Below are 25,326 nucleotides of genomic sequence, written 5' to 3' on the forward strand. Positions count from 1 at the left end.
CCAGGGTCTCAGCGGCCGAGAAAGCGCAGCCGGGCCTCGCGGGCGATGGCGTATTTCAACTCGAGATCGGCGATCGCGGTCATCAGCCGCTTCTTGTCCGCCGGGTCGGTGGCCGCGGCCCAGGCCTTGCGGGCCTCGTCCAGGCGGGCTTTCAGCTTCAACTCCTCCGGCATAGCACCGGCCTCGGCCATGATCCGGTGGCCGATAGCGTCGCCGGGGTCGATGAAAGCGTCGCCGGGCCGGTCGGGCAGCGGCTTGCCCTCGCCGGCGAGGCCCTTGAGCTTGCCCTCGGCCTCGGCTTTGCGGATCTGCTGTTCGGTCAGGCGGTGCCAGCTTTTGATCATGTCACACCTCTCCCGGCATATGTCGGTGTTCCCGGGCGGGCGTGCAACAATGGAGCGCCTTCGGCGCGCTCTTTTGTCTCGGCCCCGTCCTGGCGGACGGGGCCTCGGGGGCCTCCGGCGGAGGTATTTTCGCCAGGATGAAGCGGCTCAGCCGATCTCGGCGAGGCGGGCGAGCGCCTCGCGCAGCTTGCCGGCTTCCTCCTCGCGCTGGGCGAGGTTGTCGCGCGCCTCGGCGACGATTTCCTCCGGCGCGCTTTCGGCGAACTTGGGGTTATCGAGCCGGCCACGCAGGCCGCCGATCTCCTTTTCGAGCTTGGCGAGGCTTTTCTCCAGCCGGGCCTTTTCCTCGCCGACGTCGATGATGTCGGCCAACGGCAGGGCGAAGGTGGCGCCCTCGGCGGGAATGGTGACGCAGCCCTTCGGCAGGGTTGCGAGATCGGCGAGGCTGTCGATCCGTGCCATACGCTTGATCAGTGCCTCGTTGGCGGCCCAGGCGGCGCGGGCGGCCTCGTCGCTTTCCTGCCGGATCACCGGGATTTTCAGCCCCGCGGGGACGTGCATCTGGGCGCGTGCCGAGCGGATATCCTCGATCAGCCGGATCACCCAGTTCATCTCGCGGTCGGCCGCCGGGTCGATCAGGCTGGCGCCGTATGTGGGCCAGTCGGCGTGGACGAGCAGTTCGTCGCGCCGGGTGATCTCGCCCCAGAGCTCTTCGGTGATGAAGGGCATGAACGGGTGCAGCAGGATCAGGCACTGGTCGATGACCCAGGCCATGGTGGCGCGGGTTTCGGCCACCACGGCTTCATCTTCGCTTGCAAGCAGGGGCTTGGAGAACTCGACGTACCAGTCGCAGACCTTGCCCCAGACGTAAGCGTAGAGGCCGTTCGCGGCATCGTTGAAGCGGTAGGCGGCGAGGGCTTCGTCGACGGTTTCGCGGATGCGGGCGGTTTCGCCGACGATCCAGGTGTTGACCGTCTGCTCGACCGAGGCCGGATCGAAGCCCTCGACGGGCTTGCATTCGTTCATCTCGGCGAAGCGCGCGGCGTTCCACAGCTTGGTGCCGAAGTTGCGGTAGCCCTTGATGCGCTCTTCCGAGAGCTTGAGCACGCCGCCGATCGCCGCCATCGAGGCATTGGTGAAGCGCAGCGCGTCGGCGCCGTATTCATCGATGATCTCCAGCGGGTCGATGACGTTGCCGGTGGTCTTCGACATCTTCTTGCCCTTCTCGTCGCGCACCAGCTGGTGCAGGTAGACGGTGTGGAAGGGCACTTCGCCGGTGACGGCGAGCTGCATCATCATCATCCGCGCGACCCAGAAGAACAGGATGTCGAAGCCGGTGACGAGCACGTCGGTGGGGAAGTATTTCTCGAATTCCGGCGTTTTCTCCGGCCAGCCCAGCGTGCCGATCGGCCAGAGGCCGGAGGAGAACCAGGTGTCGAGCACGTCCGCGTCGCGCCAGACCGGGTAGACCAGCCGGGTCGGATCCTGGTTGACGACGTAATCGGCGAGGCTCTCGGCCATCATCTCGACGGCAGCCGCCTTGTCGGCGACCTCGACGACGCGGGCATGGGCCAGAGGCGCCGGGGTGTCGGCGTTGTCGTCGAGGAAGCGATCCTTCACCGCCTCGAAAGTGGCGGCGCAGTGGTAGACCTCGCCGAGGTTCACCAGCCCGCCGTCGAGGAACATGCGCAGCACGTCGAGATGGTCGATCTCGCCGTCGTCGTAGACGTTGCCCTCGTAGGACAGATCGAGCCCGTACCAGACCGGAATCTGGTGGCCCCACCAGAGCTGGCGCGAGATGCACCAGGGCTCGATGTTCTCGAGCCAGTGGTAATAGGTCTTCTCGCCCGAGGCGGGGATGATCTTCGTGCGCCCCTCGCGCACGGCGTCGAGCGCGGGGCCCACCACCTTCTCGGCATCGACGAACCACTGGTCGGTGAGCATCGGCTCGATCACCACCTTCGAGCGGTCGCCGAAGGGCTGCATGATCGGCTTGCTTTCGACGTAAGGCACGCGGTTGCCTTCCTCGTCGGTGACCATGACGGCGAGGCCCTCGGCGTTGATTTCCTCGATGATCCGCTTGCGTGCCTCGAACCGGTCGAGTCCGCGCAGGTGGTCGGGGATGAGGTTCAGCGTGTCGACCTCTTCGAGGGTGAAGGAGGTGCCGCCGGCGATGGCCTGGGCGCGGCGGGCGCAGTCTTCGTAAGGCAGGCCGTCGTCGCGCATGTGGCCGCGCGTGTCCATCAGCCGGTACATCGGGATGCCGTTGCGGCTGGCGACGGCGTAGTCGTTGAAATCATGCGCGCCGGTGATCTTGACCGCGCCGGAGCCGAAATCCGGATCGGGGTAGTCGTCGGTGATGATCGGGATCAGGCGCCGGTGTTCGCGCGGGCCCACGGGGATCTCGCACAGCTTGCCGACGATCGGGGCGTAGCGCTCATCGGAGGGGTGCACCGCCACCGCGCCGTCGCCCAGCATGGTCTCGGGCCGGGTGGTGGCGATGGAGATCCAGTCGCGCTCCTCCTCGAAGACGACGTTGCCGTCCTCGTCCTTCTCGACGTAGGTGTAGGTTTCGCCGCCCGCGAGCGGATACTTGAAGTGCCACATGTGGCCGGCGACCTCGATGTTCTCCACCTCGAGATCGGAGATCGCGGTTTCGAAATGCGGGTCCCAGTTGACCAGCCGCTTGCCGCGGTAGATCAGCCCCTTCTGGTACATGTCGACGAAGACCTTGATCACCGCGTCGTGGAAATCGGGGGAGTTCTCGTGGCCGGTGCGCTGGTCGCCGGGGGCGCCGGCCATGGTGAAGGCGTTGCGCTCCCAGTCGCAGGAGGCGCCGAGGCGTTTGAGCTGCTCGACGATGGTGGAGCCGTACTTGCCCTTCCATTCCCAGACCTTGGCGAGGAAGTCCTCGCGGCTCAGGTCGGTGCGGCGCAGGTTGCTCTCGGCCTTGAGCATCTTTTCGACCTGCAGCTGCGTGGCGATGCCGGCATGGTCCTGCCCTGGCTGCCACAGCGTGTCGAAGCCGCGCATCCGGTGCCAGCGCACGAGGATGTCCTGCAGGGTGTTGTTGAAGGCGTGCCCGACGTGCAGCGCGCCGGTGACGTTGGGCGGCGGGATCATGATGCAGAAGCTCTCGGCCCCCGGCTTGGCGTTGGCGCCGGCGCGGAAGGCGTGGGCTTCGTCCCACTTGCCGATGATCCGCGGTTCGGCGGCGGCGGCGTCGAAGGTTTTTTCCATGGCCATGGCGGGATCCCGTTCTCGTCTGTCGCTTGTCGTCGGGTGTTTACCCGAGGGGCGCGGTGAGGGGAAGGCGAAAGCCCCGTTTGCGCCCGGTTTCGGGTGACAGGGCCGCCTCGAGGGCTATGCTGGCGCCGGGAGGTGCCCGGATGAACGATGTGCTCGCCTTTGCCTTCGCGCCCGATGGATCGGGCGGGGCGGTGGCCCCCGCGCCGCGGGCGGCGGATCAGCCCGTGCCCGAAGGCGGTTTTGCATGGGTGCACGTAAACGCCTCGGGGCCGGTGGGGCAGGGCTGGGTTGCCGGTGCGGGGTTCGACGCGATCACCCACGCCGCGCTCACCGCCACCGAAACCCGGCCGCGCGCCACCGTGCATGGCCAGACCGTGCTGATGTCGCTGCGCGGGGTCAACCTCAACCCCGGTGCCGAGCCGGAGGACATGGTTTCGCTCAGGATCTACGTTTCGGCCCGGCTGGTGGTGACGGTGGAGCGGCGCGAGCTGAACGCGGTCGATGACGTGATCGCCGGGTTCGAGCGCGGCCCGGGCCCGACCAGCCCCGGTGAACTCATTGCCCGGATCGCGCTGCGCAGCGCCGACCGGACCGAGCCGGTGGTGGCCGCCCTCAACGAGCGCATTGATGATCTCGAAGCGGGAGAGCCCGGCACCCGGACCCGTGCCGACCAGCGTGGCGAACTCGCCGATATCCGCCGCATGGCGATCCTGATGCGGCGCTACTTGTTTCCCCAGCGCGATGCGCTGTCCTCGCTGGAGATCGAGGATCTTGCTTGGCTGGACAGACACGCCCGCTCGCGGCTGCGCGAGGCGACCGAACGGGTGACCCGCCTCGCCGAGGAACTCGACGCGATCCGCGACCGCGCCCAGGTGGTGCACGACATGATCATCGACGCGCGTTCCGAGGCGATGAACCGGCAGATGCTTCTGCTCTCGGTCGTCTCGGCGGTGTTCCTGCCGCTCACCTTTCTCACCGGCCTGCTCGGGATCAACGTGGCGGGCATTCCCGGCGCCGCCTCGCCGCTGGCTTTCTGGTCGGTGGCCGGGCTGCTCTTGGCGCTGGCCGGCGGCCTGGTGTGGTTGTTCCGCAGGCTCGGGTTCCTCGGTGAAAGGCGAGCGAAGTGATCGGCCCCGCGGCGTTTCAGTTGCGCCGGTCGATCCGGGTGGAGAGGTGGATCAGGCTTTCCGAGCCGCGCACCCCGTCGAGCGCGCCGATCCGGTCGAGCGTGTCGTCAAGCTCCGCGGTCGAGCGCGCGGCGAGGCTCAGGATCATGTCGAACCGGCCCGAGGCGGTGTGGGCCGCCTCGACACCGGCCATCGCTTTCAGCCGGGTGAGGACCGCCGCGGTGGCGCGCGGCTCCAGCGTGAGCAGCACGGTGGCACGGATCGTCTCGCGGGCCGCGCTCTCGCCGAGCCGCAGGGCATAGCCGGCGATCACACCGCGCGCCTCCAACCGGTCGATTCGCGCCTGAACGGTGGAGCGCGCGAGCCCGAGTTTGCGCGCCAGCGTGGCCACCGGGGTGCGGGCGTTTTTCGAGAGCAGGCGCAGGAGCGCGGTATCGGTTTCGTCCATCTGTCGCTTCCTTCGGCGATATGACGACAAAATGTCGCGGATTCGCCGGTCTGTCACTTTGAATCGGCGGCACCGCTTCGCATTCTGAAAGAAACAGCGCAAGCGAGGTGAGCATGAGCCGGTTTCCACAGGTCTGGGCAAGCGAGAGCGAGCATCTGCGCGCGGCGCGGCCCGAACATCCCGTCTATTATTTCGCCCCCGAGGCGCTGGCGCGCACCGCGCGGCGCTTCCGCTCGGGCTTTGACGGGCTGGTGACCTACGCGGTCAAGGCCAACCCCGAGCGCGCGGTGCTGGAAAACCTCGTGGCGGCGGGGGTGACGGCATTCGACGTGGCCTCGCCCGCCGAAATCGCGCTCGTGCGCGAAATCGCGCCCGATGCGGCGCTGCATTACAACAACCCGGTGCGCTCGCGCAGCGAGATCGCGGCCGGGGTGGCCGCCGGTGTCGCCTCGTGGTCGGTCGACGGGATGGGCGAGTTCGCCAAGCTCGTCGAGCAGGTGCCGCGCGGGGCGGAGGTCTCCGTTCGGCTCGCCTTGCCGGTGACCGGCGCGGCCTACGATTTCGGCTCGAAGTTCGGCGAGGGGCCGGAGGGGGCTGCAGAACTGCTCACGGCGGTGGCCGAGGCCGGGTTCACCCCGTCGATGACCTTCCACCCCGGCACCCAATGCGCCGATCCGGCGGCCTGGGCGCATTATGTCGAAACCTGCGCCGCGATCTCGCGCGCCACCGGTGTGCGGCTGGCCCGGCTCAACGTCGGCGGCGGCTTTCCCTCCGACCGGGGGAAGGGGGCGACGGCGCTCGAAGAGGTGTTCGACGCGATCCACGCCGCGCGCGACGCGGCCTTCGGCGCCGAGGCGCCGGGGCTGGTCTGCGAACCGGGGCGGGCGATGGTGGCCGAGGCCTTCACCCTCGGGCTCCAGGTCAAGGCCGAGCGCGCCTGCGGCAGCCTGTTCCTGAATGATGGCATCTATGGCGCGCTCGCCGAGGCGCCGCTGATGGGAGCGGTGGAGCGCCTGCGCGTGGTCTCGCCCGAGGGCCGGCGGCGCCAGGGCGCGCCGCGCGCCCGGGTGCTCTACGGACCGACCTGCGATTCGATCGACCGCCTGCCCGAGCCGATCGACCTGCCCGGCGACGTGGCGGAGGGCGATTACATCCTGATCGACGGCATGGGCGCCTATTCCACCGCCACCACCACGCGGTTCAACGGCTACGGCGCCTACGAGGTGGCAACGGTGCGGCGGGCTGGACATCGCCGAGGCACGCTTTAGGGTCTCGAGCGACACAACGCGCGAGGCAAGGATGCGGAAATTCGGCAAGAGCCAGCCGGTGCGGCGGGTGGAAGACCAGCGTTTTCTGACCGGCACCGGCCGCTACATCGACGAGGACGCCCCCCGGGGCGCGCTGCGGGCGGTTTTCCTGCGCTCGACGGTGGCGCACGGGGAGATTTCGGCGCTCGACGTGAGCGAGGCAAGGGCGGCGCCGGGGGTGCACCTGGTGCTGACCATCGACGATCTGGTCGCCGCCGGGCTCGATGTCGAGATGACCGCGTCGCTGGTGAAACTGGCCGACGGCAGCCGCGGTGCGGCGCCGGCTCGGCCGGTGCTCGCCCGTGGCAAGGTGCGTTTCGTCGGCGAAGCGGTGGCGCTGGTGGTGGCCGAGAGCCTCGATGCCGCGCGCGACGCGGCGGAGTTGATCGAGCTGGAGATCGAGACGCTGCCGGCGCATCTCGGTCTCGCTGCCGGGGGCGAGCCGATCCATCCGGATCTGCCCGACAACATCGCCTTCGATTGGGAAACCGGCGAGGCCGACGCGGTCGATGCCGCGATCTCGGGCGCGGCGCATGTCGTGACGATGGAGATCGACGACAGCCGCCTCGTTGCCGCTTCGATGGAGCCGCGCGGGGCCTGGGCCGAGGTGATGGACGACGGGCGGCTGCATCTCGCGTTTTCCGGCCAGGGCGTCTGGGAGCCGAAGCGGCAGGTTGCGCGCGCGCTCGGCCTCGCGCCCGACGATCTGCGCGTGACCATCCCCGATGTCGGCGGCGGCTTCGGGATGAAGGCGCAGATGTATCCCGAGTATATCGTGATCGCCGAGGCGGCGCGGCGGCTCGGCCGCGCGGTGCACTGGATGGAAGACCGCTCCGAGGCGATGCTGGCCGACAATGCCGGGCGCGACCTCACCCACCGCGCCACGATGGCCTTCGACGCCGATCTGCGGATCACCGGCTACCGGGTTGAAACCGTCGCCAACCTCGGCGCCTACAACAGCCAGTTCGGCCAGATGATCCAGACCAGCCTGTTCGCCCGGGTGCTGACCGGGGTGTATGACATTCCGGCCGCGCATCTCGCCGTGCGCGGGGTCTTTACCAACACCACGCAGGTGGACGCCTATCGCGGTGCCGGGCGGCCCGAGGCGATCTATGCGCTGGAGCGGCTGATGGATCACGCCGCGCGCGAACTGGCGGTGGACCCCTGGGATCTGCGCGCGCGCAACTTCATCCCGCCCGCGGCCTTCCCCTACACCACCCGCACCGGCGAAACCTATGACGTGGGCGATTTCCCCCGCCTGCTTGCCCGGGTCGAAGAGGTGGCCGACCGCGCCGGCTTCGCCGCGCGCCGTGACGAGAGCGCCGCGCGGGGCAAGCTGCGCGGGCTGGGGCTGTGCTATTACATCGAGGCGATCCTCGGCGACCCGTCGGAAGACGTGACCGTGGAGTTCACCGATGACGCGCGGGTGCGGCTCTACGTCGGCACGCAGTCGAACGGGCAGGGGCACGAAACCGTCTTTGCCCGTTTTCTCGCCGACCAGACCGGCATCCCGATGGACCGGATCGAGGTGGTGCAGGGCGATTCGGACCGTATCGCGCGTGGCGGCGGCACCGGCGGTTCGCGCTCGGTGACGGTGCAGACCCACGTCACGCTGAAGGCGGTGGAGACGATGGTGCAGGGATTCGCGGATTTCCTCGCCGGCGAGTTGGGCGTGGCGCCGGGCGACGTGAACTTCGATGACGAGGTGTTTCGCGTGCCCGGCTCGAACCTGGCCCCGACGATGATGGACGTGGCCGCGCTGGCCCATGCCGCCGGGCGCAGCGATCTGCTCAAGGTGAGCGAAACCGCCAGGCTTCCGGCGCGCAGCTTTCCCAATGGCGCGCATGTCGCCGAGGTGGAGGTGGACCCCGAGACCGGTGCCGCGCGCGTCGATCGCTACAGCGTCACGGATGATTTCGGTAACCTCATCAACCCCTTGCTGGTGGAAGGGCAGGTGCATGGCGGGGTGGTGCAGGGGCTTGGACAGGTGATGATGGAGCGCGTCGTTTTCGACGACGACGGCCAGCCGCTGAGCGCCAGCCTGATGGATTACGCCCTGCCGCGCGCCGGCGACGTGCCGGAGATCTCTTTCACCACCGAGCCAGTGCCTTCGACCGCCAACCCGATGGGCATGAAGGGCTGCGGCGAGGCGGGCACCGTCGGGGCGATGGCCGCCGTGGGCAACGCCATGGCCGACGCGCTCTGGCAGGCGGGGGTGCGCGCGGCGCAGATGCCGTTCACGCCGGAGCGGGTCTGGCGGATGCTGGAGGACGCCAAGGGGCGGTGACGGGTCGGGCCGTGGCGTAATCTGCGGCGCCGGGCGCGTCCGTCACTTCGCGTAGAGCACGTACATGTCGTTGCGCCGCACCTCGGTGAGGGAGGTGCCGGCGGCATCGACCGCGTCGAAGACCAGCCCGCGCACCTTGGTCGAGACCGGGCAGCGGGGCACGATCAGGTAATCGGCTGCCTCGAACCCCGGCAGGCCGCCGTAATACCACGGGCTGGCCCCGGGCAATGGCTCGAACGCGCCGAATATCCAGAAGCCCGAGAGCACGTCGGCGGCGAAGGCGGTCTTGCCCTCGGCGAGGCCGGAGGCCAGAAGGTCGGCCGCGATGGCCTCGTGCCAGGCGATCAGGCCGTTCTCGACCATGCAGTCGGGCCAGGTTTCGCCGTTCCACTCGGTTCGGGTCGGGCGCAGGCTTGCGTCGAAATAGGCGGCGAAGGGTGATCCGGGCCCGTCCAGGGCCTGCCGGGCGTCGACCCTGAGCGCGCGCACCCGCGCGGTGCGCAGGTCTTCATGGATGCCGGAACCGGGCAGCACTGGCGTATGGGTCGAGACATCCTTCACAAGATGGCGGAACGGGCTGTAGGCGAGGTTGAAGGCCGAGGGCGCGGCGAAGGCGAAGACGGCGGCGGCGAGCAGGCCGAGCCCCTTGGTCACGTCCCACCCCAGCGCGTTCGTCACGCTGTGGGCGGGCTTGAGGGTGACGAGCAGCAGGCCCAGAAGCCCCAGCCATTGCGGGTCGTTGCCGTAGTTCTGGAACTGCACGTAGAAAAAGCCCGGCACCAGCAGCAGCAGAACCAGGCCCTCCAGCCGCCGCCCGGCCTGGCGCAGGAAGATCACCCCGAAGATCAAGGCAAGGCTGCCGCCCATGTAGGCGGGCGCGCCGAGGATGGCGGCGAAAGGCAGGCCGGGTTGCGGGCGGACCTCGGAGCCCGCGACGGTGGCGAGATCGCGCAGGTAGGCCAGCCAGAACAGCGGCGTGCCCGCCATCAGCGTTACCGCGAGCGCCACCGCGAGCCCGGCCAGGAGCGTGACCACCAGCGCGCGCCAATCCCTCCGGCCGATCAGCGCTACCGCGACGGGCAGCGCGAAGGCGGCGAAGTAGGTCACCTTCACCAGCGCGAGAAAGGCGAGCGCCACGCCGATCACCAGCCCGTCGGCGGTGGGCGCCGCGCGCCCGGGCCGGGGGGCGATCATCGCCGTCGCGATGGCGAGGTAGGCCGCCGCCCAGGCCCAGCGGTTGTAATGCATCGAGATCGAGACCGAGCGTTCGGTGGCGCCGTGCACCAGCGCGAGGATGAGCACCAGGGTGAAGCCGCCGAAGATGTAGGCCCAGGGCGCGGGAAAGCGGCTTTCGGCAACTCGCCAGATCGCCGGCAGGGCGATCGCGGCCACCAGCACCTGGGCGAGCAGGATCGCCATGCCGGCGCCGAAGCCGAGCTTGACGAACAGCGCGATCGGCGCGGTGGCGAGCACGCCGATCGGGGTCTGGAAATCGAGGTGCGGCCACTGGCCTTGCGCCTCGCGCAGCACGATCTGCAACAGGTGCAGCGTGTCGCCCTCGTGCTTGCCGATGTAGAACCCGCCCTTGGCGAGCGTCGCCCCGGCCAGCACCGCGAGCACCGCCAAAAGGAAAAGGCCGAGCTTCGCCCGGTTCACACTGCCCATGCCGCCTCTCTCCGTTTTTGTCTTTCGTTCATCGCGCGGGGGCGACAATGCCATAATATCGGCGGATTTTGTTGTTCAAATGGCGTCTCGAAGCTACGATTCAGGAAAAAATCAGGCACCCGAGCAGGCAAAGCGAACAGACCCATGAACATGCAGCCCACGTCCCGCGTGCAGGCCCCGCCGCCTTGCAGATCCATCGCCGATACCGGGCTCAGCCCGGTGATGATGCGCGATATCCTTCTCAAGACGATGTTCCGGATGAACATCGAGACGATCAGCGCGCTCGAACGCGTGCTCGCGGTGCCCGCCCGGGTGGTGCAGGAACTGATCGACGAGGCGCGCGGGCAGGCGCTGGTCGAGGCGCTCGGCACCCTGCACGCCAACTCGGGCGGCGAGATGGGCTACCGGCTGTCCGACAGCGGCAAGGCGCGCGCGCTCGATGCGCTGTCGCAGTCGGAGTATTACGGCGCCCTGCCGGTGCCGATGGAGGCTTATGCCGAACAGGTCAAGCGCCAGTCGATCCGCAATATCGAGATCACCCGCGAACAGCTGACCAAGGCCATGGGCCACCTGATCCTGCCGCCGGAACTGCTCGATCACCTCGGCCCGGCCGTCGGTTCGGGCCGCTCGATCCTGATGTATGGCCCGCCCGGCAACGGCAAATCCTCGATCTCCAACGGGATCCGCGACGCGCTGGGCGACAAGATCTACATCCCCCGCGCGATCGAGTACCACGGCCAGGTGATCACCGTTTACGACCCGATCGTGCATTCGCGGGCGGAGGAAACCACGGACGATCCGACGGCGATCCGCCGAACGGCCAACCGGTTCGACAAACGCTACGTGCTGTGCGACCGGCCCACCGTCGTCACCGGCGGCGAGCTGACGCTCGACATGCTCGATCTGAAATACAACCCCACCGCGCGCACCTACACCGCGCCGTTGCAGTTCAAGTCGACCGGCGGGGTCTTCATCGTCGACGACCTCGGCCGCCAGTCGGAGCCGCCGCAGGCGCTGATCAACCGCTGGATCGTGCCGCTGGAGGAAAACAAGGACATCCTCGCGCTGCAATCGGGCGAGAAATTCGAGGTGCCCTTCGACACGCTGGTGATCTTCTCCACCAACTTCCACCCCAACGAGATATTCGACAAGGCGGCGCTGCGCCGGATCTTCTTCAAGATCAAGATCGACGGCCCGAACCAGGAGGATTTCCTGAAGATCTTCGCGCTCGTGGCGCGCAAGAAGGGCATCCCGCTCGACGAGGCGGCGCTGGTGCACCTGCTGAAGAAGAAATACCCCACCATCGACAACATCTATGCCAACTACCAGCCGGTGTTCCTGATCGACCAGATGATCGCGATCTGCGAGTTCGAGGGCCTCCCCTACCAGATGACCCCCGACCTGATCGACCGGGCCTGGGCCAACATGTTCGTGCGCCAGGAGGCGATCGAGCACTGATCCGCCCGCGCGACGGACGCCCGGTCACGCGCAACCGCAGAATAACGGCGCGATGATGCGCGGGAAGAATTGATTCTCCGGGCTTTTGAGCCATATCAAGGATTGGCCCGCACCGCGGTGCGAAGTTGCCCGGGAGGGGATGATGGCCAGCCGCGTATTTCACACCGAAGGGATCACCAAGGTCTATCGCACCGGCAATGTCGAGGTGCATGCGCTGCGCGGCGTCGACGCCGAGTTGTTCATGGGTGAGTTCACCGTGCTGCTCGGGGCGTCCGGGTCGGGCAAGTCGACCCTGCTCAACATTCTCGGCGGGCTCGACAGCGCCACCGCGGGCAAGGCCTGGTTTCGCGACAAGGAGCTGACCGCGATGCGCGAGCGGGAGTTGACCCGCTACCGGCGCGATCACGTCGGCTTCGTGTTCCAGTTCTACAACCTCGTGCCCTCGCTCACCGCGCGGGAGAACGTGGCACTGGTGACCGAGGTGGCGAAGGACCCGATGAGCCCGGAAGAGGCCCTGGAGCGGGTTGGCCTCTCGGCCCGGATCGACCATTTCCCGGCCGAACTTTCGGGCGGTGAGCAACAGCGCGTGGCCATCGCCCGCGCCATCGCCAAGCGCCCCGAGGTGCTGCTTTGCGACGAGCCCACCGGGGCGCTTGATTCGAAAACCGGGGTGCAGGTGCTGGAGGCGCTCGACCGCATCAACCGCGACCTGGGCACCACCACCGTGATCATCACCCACAACGCCGGCATCCGGGCCATGGCGCACCGCGTCATCCAGATCGCCGACGGCGGCATTGCCGACGTGGTCGTGAACGAAACCCGCATCGACGCCAGCGAAATCGAGTGGTGACGACATGCGCGCGCTCGACAAGAAGCTGGTTCGCGATATCCGCCGCCTCTGGGCGCAATCCCTGGCCATCGCCGCGGTGCTCGCCGTCGGCGTGATGATCATGGTCATGGCGTTCGGCACCCAGCGCAGCCTGACCGAAACCCGCGATACCTACTACGAACGCTCCCGCATGGCCGACATCTGGTCGGGCGCCCAGCGCGCGCCGAAATCGCTGCTCCCCGAGATCGCCGCGATCGAGGGGGTGGCGCGGGTGGAGGCGCGGATCAGCCAGTTCGCCATTCTCGACATTCCCGGCATGGACGATCCGGCGATGGGCCAGTTGCTTTCGGTGCCCGCCGGCGGGGTGCCGGAGATGAACGTGCCGGTGCTGCGCGAGGGCCGCTTTCCCGAGATGGGCAAGGAAAACGAGGTGATGCTCGCGCTCGCCTTCGCCGAGGCCCACGGCTTCGGCCCCGGCGACAGCTTCGCGATCACGCTCAACGGCCAGAAACGCGAGGTGGTGGTCACCGGCGTCGCCCTCAGCCCGGAATTCATCTACACCATCGGCCCCGGCTCGATCATGCCCGACGATCAACGCTTCGGGGTGATGTGGATGGCCGAAGACGTGCTCGCCGCCGCCTTCAACCTTTCCGGCGCGTTCAACTCGATCACCCTCGGGGTGACCCGGGGAACCGATCTCGCGCCGGTCAAGGACGCGCTGGAGAACATCCTCAAACCCTACGGCGGCACCGGCCCCTATGACCGCGAGCAGCAGGTGTCGAACGCCTTCATCCAGGGCGAGCTGGACCAGCTCGACGTGATGGCCCGGGTCGTGCCGCCGATCTTCCTTGTGGTGTCGGCCTTCCTCGTGAACATGGTGCTCGGCCGTCTGATCACGTTGGAGCGTGAACAGATCGGGCTTTTGAAGGCGCTTGGCTACGGCGATGCCGAGATCGTCTGGCATTACCTCAAGCTCAGCCTCGGGATCGGCGCGATCGGCGTGCTCATCGGCTGGGGGGCGGGCTACGTGCTCTCCAGCGTGATGGCGAACATCTACGTCGAGTATTTCAAGTTTCCCTACCTCGTGTTCATGCAGCGCCCCTCGGTTTATGCCATCGGCGCGGCGGCGGGCCTGTTCTCGGCGATGCTCGGCGCGTTGTTGTCGGTGCGCAGGATCGCGCGACTGAGCCCGGCGGTGGCGATGAGCCCGCCGGCCCCGACGCGGTTCCGGCGCGGCATCTTCGACCGGCTGATCACCTTCTTCCGCCCGCGTCAGCCGACGATGATGATCCTGCGCTCGATCGGCCGCTGGCCGGTGCGCGCGGCGCTCACCAGTTTCGGCATCTCGCTCTCGGCAGCGATCATCGTGGCCGGGCTGTTCATGTTCGACAGTTTCGACGAGTTGATCGACATCGCCTTCGTGCAGGCCAACCGGCAGGACGCGATCCTCGATTTCGCGATTCCACGCCCCGAGTCGGTGCTCGACGATATCGAGAACCTGCCGGGGGTGATGGTGGCCGAGGGCGCGTTGACGATGCCGGCGCGGCTCTATCACGAGCATTATTCGCGCACCATCGCGGTCGAGGGCTACCGCGAGGGCAACCGGCTTGTGCGGGTGTTCGACGGCAACGAGCGGGTGGATGTGAAGCCCGAGCATGGCATCGTGCTGGCCGAGCGGCTGGCCGACCACCTGCAGGTGCGGACCGGCGACATGATCGAGGTCGAGTTCCTGCAGGTCGACGATACCCGCCACAAGGTGATCGTCACCGGCACCGTTTCACAGTTCTTCGGCCTCTCGGCCTATATGGACAACGACAACCTCGCGGCGCTGACTGGCCGCGCGCCGCAGATGCTGATGGCCAACGTGGTCATCGACGAGGCGTTCGAGAAGGAGCTCTACCAGGCGATCAAGGATGCGCCGGCGATCTCGGGGATCACCCTGCTCAGCCAGGTCCGCCGCGGGTTCGACGAGACGATCAAGGAGAGCGCCGGGATCACGCTCACGGTCTATACCTTTCTCGCCGCACTGATCGCGATCGGCGTGGTCTACAACTCGGCCCGGATCCAGCTGTCCGAGCGCGCGCGCGAACTGGCGTCGCTGCGTATCCTCGGCTTCACGCGGGGCGAGGTGAGCTACATCCTGCTCGGGGAACTGTTCATCCTCACCATCGTGGCGATTCCCCTGGGCCTGTGGATCGGCTATGGCATGGCGGCGGCGATGATCGAATCCTTCAAGTCCGACCTCTATGCATTGCCGTTGATCGTCACCGACAAGACTTATTGGCGCGCCGCGCTTGTCGTGGCCGGGGCCTCGCTTGCCTCGGCGCTGATCGTGCGCCGCCGGATCGACCGGATGGACCTCGTCTCGGTGATGAAAACAAGGGAGTAAACCATGGCATTTCCGATCAGGAAAATCCTCTTTGGCGCGGTCGTGGTCGCCGGGATCGGTGTGGTCGGCTGGCAGATCAGCCGGCCGGAATACGTGCCCGTCGATATCGCGACGGTGACGCACGCGCCGCTCGAGGTGACCGTCAACGCAGATGGCATGACGCGGATCAAGGACGTCTACGAAGTGTCGGCCCCGGTTTCGGGGCAGGTGCTGCGCAGCCCGGTGCGCATTGGCGACCAGGTCGAGCGCGGCGAAACGGTCGTGGCCCGGATCGAGCCGGGCGAGCCGGCCTTCCTTGACGAACGCGCCCGCGCGCAGGCCGCGGCCGCCCTCGGGCAGGCGCAGGCCGCGCTGGTGCTTTCGGAGGCCAACCTGCGCGCCGCCGAAGCCGACATGAACAACGCCCAGCGCCAGTTCGACAGGATCTTTTCCCTGCACGAGCGCGGAACGGCTTCCGACAGCCAGCTCGAACAGGCCGAGGTGGCGCTCGATCTCGCCGCCGCGCAATTCGACAGCGCCCTTGCCAACAGGTCGATGCGCGAGAGCGAGGTGACCGCGGCCGAAGCGGTGCTGATCGAACCCGGCGCGGCGAACAGCAGCGGCGACGAGTCCGGGGATTGCTGCATCACGCTCACCGCCCCGGTTTCTGGGCAGGTGCTCTCGATCACCAACGAAAGCGCGCGCATGGTGGCCGCGGGCGCGCCGCTGCTCTCGATCGGGCCGCAGAACGACCTCGAGATCACCGTCAACCTGCTTTCCACCGACGCGGTGCGCATCGCCCCCGGCGCGCGCGCCTATGTCGAGCGCTGGGGCGGCGAGAGGGCGCTCGAGGCGCAGGTGCGCAAGATCGAACCCGCCGCCTTCACCAAGGTTTCGGCGCTCGGGATCGAGGAACAGCGGGTCAAGGTGTTGCTCGACTTCGTCACGCCGGCCGAGGAGCGCCCCGCGCTCGGGCACAATTTCCGGGTCTACCTGCGTATCGTCGAATGGCGCGGCGAGGACGTGCTGCGGCTGCCGATCAGCGCGTTGTTCCGCGACGGCGGCGACTGGGCGGTTTTCGTCGTCGAGGATGAAACCGCGCGGCTCACGCCTGTCGAGATCGGGCGGCGCAACACCGAGTTCGCCGAGGTTCTGGGCGGGATCGCGGAAGGTGCGCGCGTCATCACCCATCCCTCCGACCGGGTCGACGATGGCGTTCTCGTGGTGAATCGCGAGAGCCTCGAGTAACAGTCTTGAATTATTGAGCCTTCGGCGGGAGTATTCCCGCCAGCACAAGGGGAGGCTCACATATGGATCAAGGCAGGGCGCCGTTTTCGCGCGCGGAATATGACCGGCGGCTGGCGCTTGTACGCGCGCAGATGGCGACCCGGGGGATCGACGCGCTGTTCGTTGAAGACCCTTCCAACATGGCCTGGCTGACCGGCTACGACGGCTGGTCTTTCTACGTCCACCAGGGCGTGATCCTGACCCACGAGGGCGAGCCGCTGTGGTGGGGCCGGGCTATGGATGCCAATGGCGCGCGCCGCACCGCCTGGATCGACGAGGAGAGCCTGCACGCCTACCCCGATCGGTTCGTGCAATCGACAGAGCGCCACCCGATGCAGCATCTCGCGGCGCTGCTCAAGGAGCTGGGCTTCGAGCGCGCGCGCATCGGTGTGGAGATGGAGAATTACTACTTCTCGGCCAAGGCCTACGTGACGCTTCTCAAGGAATTGCCTGATGCGGACCTGGTCGATGCCACCGCCCTGGTCAACTGGCAGCGGGCGGTGAAATCCGGCGAAGAGATCGCCTTCATGCGCAAGGCGGCGCGGATTTCGGAGAAGATCGTCGACGGGATTTTCGAGCGCGCCGAACCGGGGCTGGCCAAGAACGAGCTCGTGGCCGAGATCTACCGTGATGCGATTCGGGGCGTGGGCGATGATTGGGGCGATTACCCCGCCATCGTGCCGATGGTGCCCTCCGGTGCCGATGCCTCGGCGCCGCACATCACCTGGAACGGCGACCGGCTGCGCGAGGAACAGGCGACCTTTTTCGAGGTCGCCGGGGTCTACCGCCGCTACCATGTGCCGTTGTGCCGGACGGTCTATCTCGGCGAGCTGCCCGAGGAGATGCGGCTTGCGTCCGATGCGCTCGTCGAGGGGCTGGAGGCGGGGCTGGTGGCCGCCCGCGCCGGCAACCGGGCCTGCGATATCGCGCAGGCGTTGGGCGGCGTGCTGGAGAAGGCCGGAATCAAGCGCGGCGCGCGCTGCGGCTATCCGATCGGCCTGAGCTACCCGCCGGACTGGGGCGAGCGCACGATCTCGCTGCGGGCGGAAGACGACACGGTGCTGGAACCCGGCATGACCTTCCATTTCATGCCCGGGCTCTGGATGGATACCTGGGGGATCGAGATCACCGAATCCATCCTGATCCGCGAAAACGGCCCGGCGGAGTGCTTCTGCGATCGGCCGCGCGGCGTCTGGGTGAAGGACTGAGCGCCGGGCAGGGGAGGGCGGCGCCGGTCTCCGGCCCCGATTTCTGACCGAGGTTTGTTCGGCCGGCAGCCGGCGCAGGGCGCTGCCGGTCAGAGCCCCCAGGCGGCCCCGAGCGCGAGGTAGAACACCAGCGCACCGCCGAGGCAGAGACCCATGGGAAAATCCTTGCGCTGCCAGCTTTCCCAGCCCGGCGTGCGCGCCCGCACCCAGCCCGAGGCCCGCGCGATGCGGTGGACGGCGAAGCCGGCGAGCACCACGGCGGCGAAGAGATAGCCGAACATGATGAGGTCTTCGCGCAGCACGAACGGGGCCATGGCGGCGGCGAATTTCGCGTCGCCCGCGCCCATCAGCCCGGCGGCGTTGGCCACGAAGCCGAGCACCAGCACCACGACGAGATGAACCCAGCGCCAGGCCCAGGCCTCGAGCGGCAGCGCCACCAGCCCGACCACCGCGAAGACGGCGACGAGCGCCATCACCGCCTTGTTGGGGATCTTCATCCGCGCCATGTCCGACCACGCCACCCAGATCGCGATCGGGATCGCGAAGGGCAGGAACCACAGGGCGGCAGAGGCGGTCTGCGCGGTCATCGGCTCAGCCGCGCTGCACGTTCGCCTCAAGCGCGCGCAGGGCGCGCACGGCGGCGTCGAAGTGCTGCGGGTGGGTGTCGATCGCCTCTTCGAGCAGGGTCTTGCCCATGGTGAGATCGCCCTGCTTGATTGCGGCGAGGGCGAGGGTGTGCAGGAGCTGCGCGCGTTCGGTCTGGCTGCCGGCGAGCACCGGCATGTCGTATTTGCGCTGGGCGCCGCGTGCCATCATCAGGTTGTTCTTGGCGGTGAACATGCCGTCGTCGTAGGTGATTGCTTCGAGGAAGAGCTTTTCGGCGCCGGTGAAATCGCCGCGCGTGAGCTTGGAATAGCCCCAGTTGTTGAGAACCCGCGCGGGGTTGGTGGTCAGCCCGATCGCGGTTTCATAGAAACTGTCGGCCTTTTTCCAATCCTCGCCCGCGTCGGCCACCATCGCCTCGAGCCGGTAGCGGTCATAGGTTTCGACGGTGGGGGGAATCCGGTTGAGCACGTCTTCCGCCTTGGCCCAGTCGCCGGCGCGGATCAGCGCGTCGGCGTATTCCACCTGGTCGTTCGGTGTAGACTCGGCGCTGGCCACTACCTCGGCCCAGACCCGCGCTGCCTCGCTCGGCTTTTTCGCACGCACCAGCGATTGCGCGAGCCCGCGCTTGAGGTCGACCCGGTCGGGGTTCACCTGAACCGAGCGGCTGAAATAGGCCACCGCCTCGTTCGGGTCGCCGGCCTGGAGCATGATGTCGTTGAGCCCGGTCGCGTCGATCACGTTCACGCCGGCGACGGCGCGCTCCACTTCCTCGTCGCTCATCTGGCTTTCACAGCCCGACAGCGCCACCGCGCTGCCGAAGCAGAGGGCAAAAACATAAGTATGGCGCATTTGCCTGCGTCCTTTTTCCTGCTCGTCGGCGCTTCGCGTTTTTTATTGCTGCGCGAGGAGCAGGTAATCTCCCTGGCCTCTGCGCATCAGTGCGAATGTCGCCTTATCGGGGTCATCATACGAAATGTTTTCGGCTTTTGCGAGCGCCAAGGTGAGGTTGTCGCGGATCGAGTCGGTTTTGCCACTGTCGAGCCCGAACGCCACCCGGAACACCCGCGCGGCCTCCGCCACCTTGCCGCGTTCGATCAGCACCACGCCGAGGTTGTTCCAGGCCGCGGCGAAGCTCGCGTCTTTCTCGGTGGCCTGGCGGAGCAGGGTTTCGGCCTGCCCGAGACGGCCGAGCATGAGGTTGGCCGAGCCCAGTGCCGAGAGCACGTCGACGGTGATGCCCTGTTCGGCCGCCGAGCGGGTGTAGAACTTCAGCGCCAGTTCGTATTCGCGCGCCGCCATCAGCCGATGTCCTACGATCAGCCCGTCGACGCTGTCTTCCCCCATTGGCTGCGCGTCGGGGGCGTAGGCCCCGCCGCCGCGGTTGCCCAGGCCGTCGGCTTCGTCGCAAGCCGAAAGCGCCAGCAGAAATGCCAGCGCCGTCGACCATGTTATGCCCCGATGTGCGATGCTGCCCTCAGAAACTGATGTTTTCCAACGTCACGTAGACCTCGTAGACCGACGGCCCGATCAGGATGATCAGCAGCGGCGGCACGGTCAGCATCATTGTGGCAAGGGTCATCTTCGTGGGCAAGGTATTTGCCTTCTCCTCGGCGCGCATGACCCGTTTGTCGCGCATTTCGCCCGAATAGACGCGCAGCGCCTCGGCGATCGAGGTGCCGAAGGTGGCGGACTGGATCATCACGGTGGCAAAACTGGCGACGTCCGACACGCCGGAGCGCTCGCCGAAGTCGCGCATCACCTGCGCGCGGTCCTTGCCGGCTTTCATCTCGTGGGCGACGATCTCGAATTCCTCGCCGAGCGCGGGAAAGCCCAGCCGGATTTCCTTGGCGACGCGGATGATAGCCTGGTCGAAGGACTGGCCTGCCTCGACGCAGACCAGCAGCATGTCGAGCGCATCGGGAAAGCCGTTGACGATCTCTTCCTGGCGTGCCTCGACACGGCGGGTGACCCAGTATTTCGGCGCCATGTAGCCGACCGCGCCGGGGATCAGGATCGACAGGATCGTGGCCTGTGTCGACGGATCGCCGGTGGCGGATTTGAGCACGGCGTAGCCGACGCCGAGCAGCAGAAAGATGATGCCGAGGGAGAACTGGGCGAAGTGAAAGCTGCGCACCGCGTTCTTGCCCGGATACCCCGCCCGCAACAGCCTGAGCTGGATTGCGGAATATTCTTCCTTGTCCTTCGGTTCGAGGAAGGCGGCGTATTTTTTCAGCTTGTCGGGCGCGTTGGAATGGGCGCGCAGCGATTTCTTGTTCTCTTCCTTCGCCGTTTCATTGGCGGAGCGCTTGAGCTTGTCGAGCGGGTCTTCCGGCCGCTTGAGCATCATCGGCAGCACGGCGACGACGAGCAGAAGCCCGAGCGCGCCCACCGCGATCAGCGGGCCGAGCGGGCCGAGCATGTTGGTGAGCATCGTGTTGAGCGCGTCCATGTCGTGACCTCAGACCTTGATGTCGACGAGCGACCGCATGACGAAGACGTTCGCCACGAGGAACGCCCCGGCGACCAGCGCGGCGGGGATGAAGACGGCGGTTTCCTTCACGTCGTCGTAGTAATTGGGCTGGATCACGTTGATCATCACCAGCGCCACCAGCGGGAAGCCCGACAGGAAGGTGCCCGACCACTTGGCCTCGGCGGTGATCGCCTTGACCCGGCGAAACAGCTTGAAGCGAGCGCGGATCACCTTCGACAGGCCTTCGAGGATCTCGGCGAGGTTGCCGCCCGATTGCTGCTGGATCGAGACCGCGACGGCGAGGAAGCGCAGATCCTGCATGTCCATTCGTTCGGCGAGGTGCTTGAGGCTTTCGGCCACGTCGCGCCCATAGGCGCTTTCGTCGGCGATCACGCCCATCTCCGAGCCGAGCGGATCGGGCACCTCGCGCGAGACGATCTGCACCGCCGAGGAGAACGGGTGGCCAACGCGCAGGGAGCGCACCATCAGTTCCACCGCGTCGGGCAGTTGCTCCTCGATCATCGAGAGGCGCTTCTTGGCCTTGTTGTTGATCCAGACGTAGACGCCGCCGAAGCCCATCGCCAGCGCGAGAACGATGCGCACCGCGCCGCCGGCGGAGGTGCCCACGGTGAGTCCGATGTAGGCCACGAAGGACACGCCGACCATCAGCATGATGATCTGCCTCGGCGTGAAGGCGATATTGGCCTTTTGCGCCTTCTCCGCCAGCAGCGAATAGAGCGGGATGCCCTTCGCGTTCATGTGCTGGTGCATCTCCTTGCGGAGCTGTTCGAGCACCTGCTCGCGCGCGGCGCCCTTCTCGAGCATCTCGAGGCGGCGGTTCACCCGGTTGTTGAGCGAGATGGATTTGCCGAAGACGGTCAGGTAGATGCCCTCGACGAGCACGATCACGGCGATGAAGATCAGACCGTAGATCAGGGGTTCTGCGCTGAGGACCATGCGGGCTACTCCAGGGAGACGGGTTCGAAGAGCGAGGCGGGCAGATCGTAGCCCCACTGGCGGAAGCGTTCGGAGTAATGCGAGCGCACCCCGGTGGCGGTGAAATGCCCGAGGATCTTGCCGTCGGGTTCGAGCCCGACGCGCTGGAAGCGGAACACCTCCTGCATCGAGAGCACGTCGCCCTCCATGCCGGTCACCTCGGTGATCGAAGTCATCCGGCGCGAGCCGTCCTGCAGGCGGCTGGCCTGCACGATGAGATGCACGGCCGAAGCGATCTGCGCGCGCATCGCCTTCAGCGGCATCTCGATGCCGGCCATCGACACCATGTTTTCAAGGCGGCTGACCGCGTCGCGGGCGTTGTTGGCGTGGATCGTGGTCATCGAACCGTCGTGGCCGGTGTTCATAGCCTGCAGCATGTCGATCACCTCCTCGCCGCGCGTCTCGCCGACGATGATGCGGTCGGGGCGCATCCTCAGCGCGTTGCGCAGGCAATCACGCTGGGTGACCGCGCCCTTGCCCTCGACGTTGGCGGGGCGGCTTTCCATCCGGCCGACGTGGGTTTGCTGAAGTTGCAGTTCGGCCGTGTCTTCGATGGTGAGAATGCGCTCGCTGTCGTCGATGAAGGATGACAGGGCGTTGAGCGTGGTTGTCTTGCCCGAGCCGGTGCCGCCCGAGACGATGATGTTGAGCCGGCAGGCGACCGCGGCCTGAAGGTAGGCCGCCATCTCCTCGGAAAAGGCGCCGAAGCGCACCAGGTCGTCGATCCCGAGCTTGTCTTTCTTGAACTTGCGGATCGAGACCAGCGAGCCGTCGACGGCCACCGGCGGCACCATGGCGTTGAAGCGCGAGCCGTCGGCGAGGCGGGCGTCGACGTAAGGATTGCTCTCGTCGACCCGGCGGCCGACCGCGGAGACGATCTTGTCGATGATGCGCAGCAGGTGGCGCTCGTCCTTGAAGGTCACGTCGGTGAGGGTGAGCTTGCCGTCGCGTTCGACGAAGATCTGGTGCGGACCGTTGACGAGGATATCGTTGACGCTGTCGTCCTTGAGCAGCGGCTCGAGCGGACCGAGGCCGGTGACCTCGTCGAACAGCTCCTTGTTGAGCTGGGTGCGTTCCTCGCGGTTGAGGACGACGTTCATCTCCTCCAGCGCCTCGACGGCCAGATCGGTTATCTCGGCGCGCAGATCGCGCTCGGAGGCGGTTTCCAGCGCCGAGAGGTTCAGGTTGTCGAGCAGGTACTTGTGCAGCTCGCCCTTGATCTCGCCGAGCCGTTCCTTGCGCTTGCGTTCCTTGTCGGGCGCGGGGGCCTGCGTGGGCGCGCGTTTTTCACGGCGGTGCACCGCGGCCTTGGGCGCGGCGCCGGCGGCTGCGGCTGCGGCGGGGCGCGCGCTCTGCGGCGCCGGGCTTGCCGGCGCGGCGGGGGCGGCGGCGTGCAGCTTTTGCCTGGCCCCGGCATCGGCGGGCTTGGTCAATCCCGATTTCTTGTAACGCGAAAACACCTTCGGGCCTCCTATTTCGCTGCCGCTTCGGCGGAAACGCTGATTTCGTGCAGCGACTTGGCGATTTTAATGATGTCCTTGCGCAGGGCCAGCTTGGCGTTGTTTTCCGCCAGCGGCAGGCCATGGTCGCAGGCTTGCGTGACCGGCTTGCCGCCATCCGAAAGCTGCACGCCGATCTCGATGTCGAGGCTCTCGGCCATGCGCTTCACCCGGCCCTTGCCCGACAGGTCGGTGAATTTCGGCGCGCGGTTGAGCACGAAGCGCATCTTGTTGAAGGGCAGGTCTTCCGACTTGAGCAGGCGGATCATCCGCAGCGTGTTCTGCGCAGAGCGCATGTCGAGCTCGATCGGCGTGAAGTAGACATCGGCGGCGTTCAGCACCGTCTCGGTCCACATCACCAGCGTCGTCGGCATGTCGATCACGACGTAATCGAAATAGGCCCGCGCCATGTCGATGATCCGCTGGATATCCTCGCTCGAGACGAGGTCGAGCGGCAGCATCTCGCCTGGCGCGGTGAGCACGTGGAGCTTGTCGTTGAACGAGACCAGCGCGGCCTGGAAGCTTTCCTCGTCCGCCGTTTCGGTGTCCGACAGTAGCTCATAAACCGCATCGCGCCGGGGCAGGTCGAGATAGGTCGAAACCGAGCCGGTCTGCAGATCGAGGTCGATCAGGCAGACCCGCGGCGGCTTGTCCTTGTCGATATTGGCCAGTTCCCAGGCGAGGTTGACGGCGAAGGTGGTCGCGCCCACGCCGCCGGCGAGGCCGTGCACGCCGAACACCGCGCCGGAATGGCCGCCGCCGTGCTTCTGCAGCGCCGGTTGCGCGGGCTGCGGCGGGGCCTCCGGCTCGGGTTCGGGGCGGCGCAGCCGCTCGATCGCATCGTGCAGGGCGCCCTCGGGCAGCGGGTAGGGGACGAACTCCTCCGCGCCCATCTTCAAGAGCTGGTGCAGGGCGATCGGGCTCACCTCCTCGGCGATCACGATGGCCTTGATCTTGCGCTTCGCGGCCTGGCGGATCACCTCGGCGAAGCGGGCAAGATCGGCTTCGTCGCGGTCGTCCATCGCGACGGCGATGAACTCCAGCGTATCCGACTCGGGCTGGCCGAAGAATGCCAGTGCGTCCTCCACGGTCAGGTCGCCCCAGCCTTCGCCGAGCTCCGTCTCCATGTCTTCGATCAGGAGGTCGAATTCCTGAACGTCCCGCGAGATCGTGCATGCGATGATTGGCGCCGGATCTCGCTGGATGGCCGCGTTCCCACTCATATGCCTCGTTCCTTTTGCTGAGGGTGCGGCCGGTTACGGTGGCCCGGGTTTTCCCGTGACCATCCGGCGCACCCCCCGTGCGACTCGCACACGGGTCTGCTCGTTACGGGGAACAACGTCGCAATCAATCTCGGCAACATTACGGCGGAAAGCGCGAAATTATGCGGTCTTTCGACACGAACCGCCGGGTGCCGAGCGGGCTGTTTCCGGCTTGCCAACTCTGCCCGGACGCAAACGGCCGACACGAACGGTCGGCCGGTGCGCTTCTGTGAGGTGCGACGTGGCGGCGGCCTCAGCCGCCCCCATCGAGCAACCCGCTGCCGCCGCCGCAGTTCGAGCCGCATTCCGTCGCGGAGTCGACGTATTCGCGCCAGACAACGCGGGCGTATTTTCCGTTCAGGATCAGCGGGTGATCCTGCACGAAGCCGGAAACCTCGGTCACGGTGCGCCGGTTGCGGCGCTCGCGGTCTTGCGTGTTCACGAGTGGCCGGGTTTCGCCGTAGGAGACCATCGCCTCGAGCCGCGAGCGGCTCACGCCGCGGCTGGCGAGGTGGTTCACCACCGCCTGCGCCCGGCGCAGGCCGAGCGACTTGTTGTAGGCGTGCGAGCCGACGAGATCGGTGTGGCCGTAGACGCGGAAACGCACCTCGGGGAACTGGCGGATGAAATGGGCCTGACGGTCGAGCGCCGCGCGGGCCTGGGCGTCGAGCGTGGCGGAGTTGAACGCGAAGGTGATGGTGTCGGGCACTTCCTTCGCGAAACGCTCGGCGAGGCTGATCACGTAGATCTTTTCGCCGGTGTGGTAGGCGGTGTTGTTGGCCGTCGCGTCGCCGAAACTTCCCTGGTCGAGCCCGCTGCCGGCCTCGCCGTAGTTCGACAGGGTTTCCTCGCAGCCCGCGAGCAGGGCGATCACCGCGGTGGCCGCGACGAGAGATTTCACCGGGGTCATGGCCAT

Annotated in this window: 20 protein-coding genes; 8 read left to right on the plus strand and 12 right to left on the minus strand. The window is 67.1% G+C overall.

Going from position 1 to position 25,326, the window contains the following annotated elements; genetic code table 11:
* Nucleotides 1-8: 8 nt before the first annotated feature.
* Together IEW01_RS12420 and IEW01_RS12425 are read right to left on the minus strand one after the other, a co-directional pair.
* Complete coding sequence (locus IEW01_RS12420) at nucleotides 9-344, minus strand: DnaJ family domain-containing protein (RefSeq protein WP_188528155.1); 336 nt, start codon at nucleotides 342-344, stop codon at nucleotides 9-11.
* 147 nt (nucleotides 345-491) lie between these two features.
* Nucleotides 492-3,590 carry a valine--tRNA ligase gene (locus tag IEW01_RS12425; protein WP_188528157.1) on the minus strand — a complete coding sequence of 1,033 codons (3,099 nt, stop codon included), beginning with the start codon at nucleotides 3,588-3,590 and terminating at the stop codon, nucleotides 492-494.
* 143 nt (nucleotides 3,591-3,733) lie between these two features.
* Between IEW01_RS12425 and IEW01_RS12430 the strand changes: the two genes are divergently transcribed.
* Nucleotides 3,734-4,720, plus strand: a complete 987-nt coding sequence (locus IEW01_RS12430; protein WP_188528159.1) for a zinc transporter ZntB — start codon at nucleotides 3,734-3,736, stop codon at nucleotides 4,718-4,720.
* A gap of 16 nt (nucleotides 4,721-4,736) precedes the next feature.
* Here IEW01_RS12430 and IEW01_RS12435 read toward each other — a convergent pair whose 3' ends face one another.
* On the minus strand, nucleotides 4,737-5,168 hold the full coding sequence (locus tag IEW01_RS12435; RefSeq protein WP_188528161.1) for an Lrp/AsnC family transcriptional regulator: 432 nt from the start codon (nucleotides 5,166-5,168) through the stop codon (nucleotides 4,737-4,739).
* Between the two features lie 113 nt (nucleotides 5,169-5,281).
* Between IEW01_RS12435 and IEW01_RS12440 the strand changes: the two genes are divergently transcribed.
* Together IEW01_RS12440 and IEW01_RS12445 are read left to right on the plus strand one after the other, a co-directional pair.
* A complete protein-coding gene (locus IEW01_RS12440; RefSeq protein WP_188528164.1) occupies nucleotides 5,282-6,436 on the plus strand; it encodes a type III PLP-dependent enzyme in 1,155 nt (384 codons plus the stop codon).
* Between the two features lie 31 nt (nucleotides 6,437-6,467).
* Nucleotides 6,468-8,762: a xanthine dehydrogenase family protein molybdopterin-binding subunit gene (locus IEW01_RS12445; RefSeq protein ID WP_188528166.1), complete on the plus strand. Its 2,295-nt coding sequence runs from the start codon at nucleotides 6,468-6,470 to the stop codon at nucleotides 8,760-8,762.
* 42 nt (nucleotides 8,763-8,804) lie between these two features.
* Here IEW01_RS12445 and IEW01_RS12450 read toward each other — a convergent pair whose 3' ends face one another.
* The gene (locus tag IEW01_RS12450; protein WP_188528168.1) at nucleotides 8,805-10,427 is read right to left on the minus strand and encodes a hypothetical protein; all 1,623 of its coding nucleotides are present in this window, start codon (nucleotides 10,425-10,427) and stop codon (nucleotides 8,805-8,807) included.
* A 144-nt stretch (nucleotides 10,428-10,571) separates the two neighbouring features.
* Between IEW01_RS12450 and IEW01_RS12455 the strand changes: the two genes are divergently transcribed.
* The 5 genes from IEW01_RS12455 (at nucleotide 10,572) to IEW01_RS12475 (ending at nucleotide 17,577) form a co-directional block, all read left to right on the plus strand.
* Nucleotides 10,572-11,885: a DUF8689 domain-containing protein gene (locus IEW01_RS12455; RefSeq protein ID WP_188528169.1), complete on the plus strand. Its 1,314-nt coding sequence runs from the start codon at nucleotides 10,572-10,574 to the stop codon at nucleotides 11,883-11,885.
* 142 nt (nucleotides 11,886-12,027) lie between these two features.
* A complete protein-coding gene (locus IEW01_RS12460) occupies nucleotides 12,028-12,735 on the plus strand; it encodes an ABC transporter ATP-binding protein (RefSeq protein ID WP_188528171.1) in 708 nt (235 codons plus the stop codon).
* Between the two features lie 4 nt (nucleotides 12,736-12,739).
* The gene (locus IEW01_RS12465; protein WP_188528173.1) at nucleotides 12,740-15,103 is read left to right on the plus strand and encodes an ABC transporter permease; all 2,364 of its coding nucleotides are present in this window, start codon (nucleotides 12,740-12,742) and stop codon (nucleotides 15,101-15,103) included.
* Nucleotides 15,104-15,106: 3 nt separating this feature from the next.
* A complete protein-coding gene (locus IEW01_RS12470; RefSeq protein ID WP_188528175.1) occupies nucleotides 15,107-16,330 on the plus strand; it encodes an efflux RND transporter periplasmic adaptor subunit in 1,224 nt (407 codons plus the stop codon).
* Between the two features lie 62 nt (nucleotides 16,331-16,392).
* Nucleotides 16,393-17,577, plus strand: a complete 1,185-nt coding sequence (locus tag IEW01_RS12475; RefSeq protein ID WP_188528177.1) for a M24 family metallopeptidase — start codon at nucleotides 16,393-16,395, stop codon at nucleotides 17,575-17,577.
* 89 nt (nucleotides 17,578-17,666) lie between these two features.
* Here IEW01_RS12475 and IEW01_RS12480 read toward each other — a convergent pair whose 3' ends face one another.
* The 8 genes from IEW01_RS12480 to IEW01_RS12515 form a co-directional block, all read right to left on the minus strand.
* Complete coding sequence (locus IEW01_RS12480; protein ID WP_188528179.1) at nucleotides 17,667-18,164, minus strand: prepilin peptidase; 498 nt, start codon at nucleotides 18,162-18,164, stop codon at nucleotides 17,667-17,669.
* 4 nt (nucleotides 18,165-18,168) lie between these two features.
* A complete protein-coding gene (locus IEW01_RS12485; protein ID WP_188528182.1) occupies nucleotides 18,169-19,032 on the minus strand; it encodes a tetratricopeptide repeat protein in 864 nt (287 codons plus the stop codon).
* A gap of 42 nt (nucleotides 19,033-19,074) precedes the next feature.
* Nucleotides 19,075-19,527, minus strand: a complete 453-nt coding sequence (locus tag IEW01_RS12490; RefSeq protein ID WP_188528184.1) for a tetratricopeptide repeat protein — start codon at nucleotides 19,525-19,527, stop codon at nucleotides 19,075-19,077.
* Nucleotides 19,528-19,657: 130 nt separating this feature from the next.
* The gene (locus IEW01_RS12495; protein WP_188528186.1) at nucleotides 19,658-20,632 is read right to left on the minus strand and encodes a type II secretion system F family protein; all 975 of its coding nucleotides are present in this window, start codon (nucleotides 20,630-20,632) and stop codon (nucleotides 19,658-19,660) included.
* 9 nt (nucleotides 20,633-20,641) lie between these two features.
* A complete protein-coding gene (locus IEW01_RS12500) occupies nucleotides 20,642-21,610 on the minus strand; it encodes a type II secretion system F family protein (protein ID WP_188528188.1) in 969 nt (322 codons plus the stop codon).
* A 5-nt stretch (nucleotides 21,611-21,615) separates the two neighbouring features.
* Nucleotides 21,616-23,109 carry a TadA family conjugal transfer-associated ATPase gene (locus tag IEW01_RS12505; protein ID WP_438810824.1) on the minus strand — a complete coding sequence of 498 codons (1,494 nt, stop codon included), beginning with the start codon at nucleotides 23,107-23,109 and terminating at the stop codon, nucleotides 21,616-21,618.
* An 11-nt stretch (nucleotides 23,110-23,120) separates the two neighbouring features.
* Nucleotides 23,121-24,371 carry a CpaE/TadZ family protein gene (locus tag IEW01_RS12510; RefSeq protein WP_188528190.1) on the minus strand — a complete coding sequence of 417 codons (1,251 nt, stop codon included), beginning with the start codon at nucleotides 24,369-24,371 and terminating at the stop codon, nucleotides 23,121-23,123.
* A gap of 292 nt (nucleotides 24,372-24,663) precedes the next feature.
* A complete protein-coding gene (locus IEW01_RS12515) occupies nucleotides 24,664-25,326 on the minus strand; it encodes an OmpA family protein (protein ID WP_188528192.1) in 663 nt (220 codons plus the stop codon).

It is taken from the genome of Sinisalibacter lacisalsi (assembly GCF_014640115.1).
GTDB classification, from domain to species: domain Bacteria; phylum Pseudomonadota; class Alphaproteobacteria; order Rhodobacterales; family Rhodobacteraceae; genus Sinisalibacter; species Sinisalibacter lacisalsi.